The following is a 5,525-nucleotide window of genomic DNA, read 5'->3' on the forward strand; positions in this document are numbered from 1 at the left end:
AAAGCCCGCCAGCGCGCCCGCCGTGACATAGACGAAGATCATCGTCTTGCCGGTCGAGAAGCCCACGCGCTTCGCCGCTTCCGGGTCCGCGCCATAGGCATAAACCGAGCGCCCGATCATCGTGTGCTTCAGCACCAGATGCAGCGCGACGGCGAGGCCCAGATAGATCACGATCATCGCGGTCAGCCCGTAGGTCGAGCCGTTCGCACGCTCGAGCACGAAGAGATCGGTCTTGCCGAAATTCACCAGCGCTTCGGGCATTTTGTTGATGTTCACGTTCGAGGTGCCGACGAGGCCAAGGACCAGCCCGCGCACCACGGACGCGGTGCCGAGTGTCACGATCAGAGGGATCATCTTGAACTTGTGGATGATGCCCGCATTCATCAGGCCCAGAAGCCCGCCGATTATGATCGCCGAGGCGAAGGGCAGCACCAGCCCGTTATAGTCGAGCGCCACCATCGAGCGGACCACGAGATACATCCCCGCGACCGCGAAGGCGGTGAAAGACACGTCGATCCCGCCCGAGATCATCACCAGCAGCACGCCCAAGGCCATGATGCCGATGACGACGTTTTCCTTGAGCAGGCTGAACAGGTTGGACATTTGCCAGAAGGCCGGGTTCACCAACCCGATGAAGATCATCGCGACCGCAAGGATCGCCAGAATGATCGCGTCGGAGCTGCGCAGGAATCTCATGCGGGCTCTCCTTGTTTTTCATTGGACAGCGCCGCGTCGAGCGCCTCTTCGGTCAGCGCGTCGCCCGCGAGTTCTCCGGTGATGCGGCCTTCGGTCATGCACAGCACGCGGTTGCAGTTCGCAGCCAGCTCCGGCAGGTCGTCCGAGATCATCAGAACCGCCAGATCGTTATTGCGGGTCAGGTCCTGAATGATGCCGTGGATCTGCTCTTTAGAGCCGACATCGACGCCCACGGTCGGGCCGTTCAGGATCAGCACGCGCGCATCGGTCATCAGCCAGCGGCCGATCATCACGCGCTGCGCGTTCCCGCCCGAGAGCGTGCCCACCGGCACGTCGATCCCCGGCGCGGAAATCGCCATCTCGCCGAACATCTTGTGGGTCTCCTCCCCCGCCTTCTCGGCATCGAGCCAAAGATGCGGTGCGAAGCGGCTCAGCGAGGAGACGATCGCGTTGTCGCGGATCGAGCGGGTCAGGAACAACCCTTCGGACAGGCGATCCTCGGGCACATAGGCGATGCCAGCCGCGATCGCTTCGGGGACGTTCTTCGGCATCACGGGCTTGCCATCGACCAGCATCTCGCCGGTCATGTCGTTGCGCAGACCGAAAATCGCCTGCGCGATGGCCTTGCGCCCCGCGCCGATCAGGCCGGACATGCCGACGATCTCGCCCGGCATCAGCGTCAGGTTGATGTCCTGCGCCTTGTCGCCGACGGTCACGTTGCGCAGCTCCAGCCGCGGTTCACGCCCGCTGACATCGGGGGCTTGGAAATGCCCCTGATGCAGGTCGCGCCCGGTCATCGCCCGGGTGATCGAGCGTTCGTCATAGTCCGAGATCGGGCCCTCGGTGACCTTCTTGCCATTGCGGAAGACGGTGAGACGCTCGGAGATTTCCAGCATCTCGCGCATCTTGTGGCTGACGAACAGCGTGGCGATGCCGTCGGCCTGCAAATCCCGCACGATGCGGAAGAGGCGCTCGACTTCGCGCCCCGTGAGCGTCGTCGTGGGTTCGTCCATGATGATCAGCCGGGCGTCGGCGAGCATCGCACGCGCAATCGCCACGATCTGGCGGCCTGCGGCGGGCAGCGTCTCGACGGTCGCATCGAGATCGAGCGGCACATCGAGCCGCGCCAGCACGTCACGCGCCATCTTGCGCGCCCGGGTCCAGTCGATCCGGGTCTTGCCTTCGCGCAGGAAAGTATTGAGCGCGAGGTTCTCGACCACGGTCAGCGTCGGGAACAGCGAGAAATCTTGATAGATGACCTGCACGCCATGGGCGATCGAGGTCGCGGGGTCGAGCTTACCGACCGGTTTTCCGTCGATCAGGATCTCGCCCTCGTCGGGCTGATAGACGCCCGAGACGATCTTGATGAGGGTGGATTTGCCCGAGCCGTTCTCGCCGGCGAGGCAGTGGATGCGGGCAGCGTCGAGCGTCAGCGACACGTCATCGAGCGCGCGCACGCCGCCGAAGCGCTTTGAGATGTTGCGCAGCTCGATCAGGGGAGCGGTGGCCATGGGGGTCTCCTCGCAGGCAGGTCGGCAACGGGTGGCGCGACCGCGCGCGCCACCCGAGCTTGAGAACCGTCAGGGATCAGAAGTCGTATTGATCCATGTTGTCCTTGGTCACGCCGACCCAGCCGGCCCCGTAGAGCACTTTCGCGTCCGCGCTATCGGCTTCCTTGAGATCGGTATAGCCTTCGAGACCGAGGTTGGTGCCCGCCTTGATATCGGCATGGTCCTTGCCCGCATCACGCGCTTTCAGCTCGGCCAGTGCGATCATGTTCATCGCGTAGCCTGCAACCGCCGGGTCCCAGAACTGGATGTAGCTGATATCGCCCTGCGAGATGTACTGACCCGCAACCGACGGAAGACCGGTGCCCGCGAAGTGCAGCTTGCCCTGCAGACCGCCTTCCGCGATCAGACGACCGGCACCTGCCGAGGTCGGCATCGGACCACCCACGACACCGGTGATGTCGGGGTGCGCGGTCAGCGCCTCTTTCAGCTTGTTGTAGTCGGTGTTCGCGTCGTCATAGGTCTCCAGACGATCGGTCGCGAGCGACATATCCGGATAGGCTTGCTTCTGACGTTCGATCGCGCCGTCGATCCACTCGTTTTGCGACTTCGAGGTCAGCGAGCCAACGGTGGCGACGTATTTGCCCTTCTCGCCCATCTGCTTGGCGAGGTGATCCATCAGCTCCGCGCCATAGGCTTTGTTGTCGAAGGCTTCGATGTCGTAATCGACATTCTTGATGTTCGAGGCTTCGTGGCTGACCACGACGATGCCGCGATCACGCGCCTTCTTGAGCACCGGCTCGACCGCTTCCACCGAGAACGGCACCACGGCGATGGCGTCCACGCCCTGCGCGATCAGGTTCTCGATCAGCTGCACCTGCGCTGCCGCATCCGCCTGCGAGGGGCCGACCATCCAGGTGTCGCTGCCGGTATCGTCGCCGAACTGCTTCACGCCGTCACGCATCCGGTCGAACCACGCGATGCCGTCCACCTTCACAACGGTCGCGATGTGATAGGTCTTGTCGGAGCTGAGCATTTCCTTGTCGACATTGCTCGTGTCGACGACCTGCTGCGCCAGTGCCGGGGTGGCCATGGCGACCGCGAATGCAGCGGCCGGAATGAATCCGAGCTTCATGATAATTCTCCCTTCAAGCGGACCTCCTCGTCCGCGTTTCCCGGTTCAGGCGCATGCCGAAACCGGCCCTCCAAGTAATGTTACGATCGCAACATAACTCGGGACCATCTAGGGGATGAAGGGAAGTGTCAACTACATCTTAAGCTGCGCTGCAGCGAGAAGTCCGGCCTCGGTGACGACGCCCGAAACCTCGTCGAGAGACGCGAAAACGACCGGCTTGCGCTGGCCGACCTTGCTGGCATCCATGACGACAAAACACTGTTTTGAAAGCTCTATCGCCGCACGTTTCAAGGGGACTTCGTACTCGTGCGAACAGCTCAGCGCCCCATCGGAATCGAGCCCGCCCGCGGACAGGAACGCTACATCGATGTTCAAAGGCGCCAATCGGTCGTGCGGATTTCCCGCATGGCAGGAGCGCGTACTCGACTTGATTTCGCCGCCCAGAAACTCGACCGGGACGCTGCTGCGCCCCTGAAGGATCTCCGCCGTGGTCAAGCAATGGGTGATGATTCGTCGCGCTTTGCCCTGTGCGAGGAGCCGCGCGAGATGGGGCAGCGTGGTGCCGGTATCGAGGAACACGACCGCGCCCTCGGGCACCAGATCCAGCGCATGACCCGCCGCCGCGCGCTTGGCGTCAATGGCGCGGTTCATCTGCGCATCGAAGTCGTAATGCTCGGTCGTGCGGGTGGTGACGATATAGCCGCCCCGGCAGGCAAACCCCGCTTCGGGCTGCGCCGCGTCGCGCCGCAGGGTCATCTCGGTCACGCCCATCTGCTCGGACAGGTCGCGCAAACGCAGGGCGGGCGAGACATCGAGCAAGGCGGTTATCTGGTCGATCCGCTCTTGTTGGCGGCTGGGTCTGGTCACGATTTGGCTTTCAAGGTTTGGGTTTCGAAACGCATTCTATAATCCGCAGAGTGTCCGAAACCGGACCTGCGAAAGCAAGCACTGCGTTCCAACCAAGACTGCGCCGCAGCGTCACACCTTGTCAGCGAGCCCCGTCACTCGGCTGCCTTGGCCATGCTCTCGCGCACCGATCGCGCCGTCGATTGCAGCGTTAGAAAGGCGTTGAACCGCGCCGCGTGCAACACCTCCACCGCGCCGCCTGCGGGTGCAAACCGGGTCGCGACCTGCGACATCGCGCCCATCGCGCCTTGCAGATCGTCGAAGCCCTGCGCCGCGACCGCGCCAAGCATCGCAGCCCCCAGCAGCACTGGTTCCTCGCAGCGGGTGACCACGACGTCGCGCCCGGTCGCATCGGCGATGATCTGACGGGTGACGGGATGCGCCCCCGCCCCGCCCGAGATCGAAATCTCCGAGATCGGCGCGCCATGTTCGGCCTGCACCTCGATGATCTGGCGCAGCCCATAGGCCAGCCCGCAAACCCCCGCAACGTAGAGCGCCACGAGCGAGTCCAGCCCGGTCTCCATCCCCTGCCCCACGATCACCGCCCGCGCATCGGGATCGGCGAAGGGCGCGCGGTTGCCGAGGAACTCCGGCACAACGTGAAGTCCGTCGGCGAGCATTGCGACCTCCGAGGGCGAACCCGCCGCCTCGAGCGCGAGATCGGCAAGGAATTCGGGCACGGATTTGCCCGCGGCCTGCGCCCGGTCACGCGCCTCCGCTGCTGCCGGATGCAATTGCACGAGCTGCGCGATCGCCGCCCCGGCGCCCGATTGGCCGCCCTCATTGAGCCACATCCCCGGGATCATCGCCGAGAAATACGGCCCCCAAACGCCCGGCACAAAAGCGGGCTCGCGCGTCGAGGTCATGGTGCAGGAGGACGTGCCGAAGACATAGCCCAGACAGTGCGCCGGATCGCCCGACCCGCCCTGCGCCGCCACGGTGCCGATCCCGCCAGCATGGGCGTCGATCAGACCGGCCGCGACCGGCGTTCCGGGCGTCAGGCCCATCTGCGCGGCGGCTGCCTCGGTCAGCCCTGCCCCAAGCGGCGTGCCCGGATCGACGATACGCGCACCGATCCGTTCGAAGCCGCCCTCGGCCAGATCGCCAAGGCCGATCGCGTGGAAATACTCGGGATCCCAGCGGCCCTCATGCGCGAGATAGGTCCATTTGCAGGTGACCGTGCAGGCGGTGCGCTCCAGCGCGCCGCTCGCCTTCCATGTCAGGAAATCGGCAAGATCGAAGAACTGCACCGCCTGCGCGTAGATCTCGGGGCGCTCCTC

At 64.4% G+C, this 5,525-nt stretch carries 5 protein-coding genes; all 5 read right to left on the bottom strand.

Annotated elements, in window-relative coordinates; translation table 11 throughout:
* Positions 1-696 (bottom strand): ABC transporter permease (locus B3D39_RS06840; RefSeq protein ID WP_286789541.1); only part of this gene is annotated, 696 nt, incomplete at its 3' end.
* Entirely contained in the window at positions 693-2,207 is a 1,515-nt protein-coding gene (locus B3D39_RS06845; protein WP_274962206.1) for a sugar ABC transporter ATP-binding protein, read from the bottom strand. The genes B3D39_RS06840 and B3D39_RS06845, both read right to left, overlap by 4 nt.
* 76 nt (positions 2,208-2,283) lie before the next feature.
* Positions 2,284-3,339 (bottom strand): autoinducer 2 ABC transporter substrate-binding protein, encoded by a 1,056-nt coding sequence (locus B3D39_RS06850; RefSeq protein ID WP_274962205.1) that lies wholly within the window; start codon positions 3,337-3,339, stop codon positions 2,284-2,286.
* Positions 3,340-3,471: 132 nt separating this feature from the next.
* On the bottom strand, positions 3,472-4,206 hold the full coding sequence (locus B3D39_RS06855) for a DeoR/GlpR family DNA-binding transcription regulator (protein ID WP_274962204.1): 735 nt from the start codon (positions 4,204-4,206) through the stop codon (positions 3,472-3,474).
* Between the two features lie 134 nt (positions 4,207-4,340).
* The coding region (locus tag B3D39_RS06860) for an FGGY family pentulose kinase (protein WP_286789542.1) at positions 4,341-5,525 on the bottom strand (1,185 nt) is incomplete at its 5' end.

Origin of the sequence: Thioclava sp. UBA3469 (assembly GCF_002378135.1) — a bacterium.
Lineage (GTDB): Bacteria > Pseudomonadota > Alphaproteobacteria > Rhodobacterales > Rhodobacteraceae > Thioclava > Thioclava sediminum.

What these genes read in the sequence shown, in the direction of transcription:
- B3D39_RS06850 (WP_274962205.1), bottom strand. Translation starts at nt 3,339, where the DNA reads ATGAAGCTCGGATTCATTCCGGCCGCTGCATTCGCGGTCGCCATGGCC.
- B3D39_RS06845 (WP_274962206.1), bottom strand. Translation starts at nt 2,207, where the DNA reads ATGGCCACCGCTCCCCTGATCGAGCTGCGCAACATCTCAAAGCGCTTC.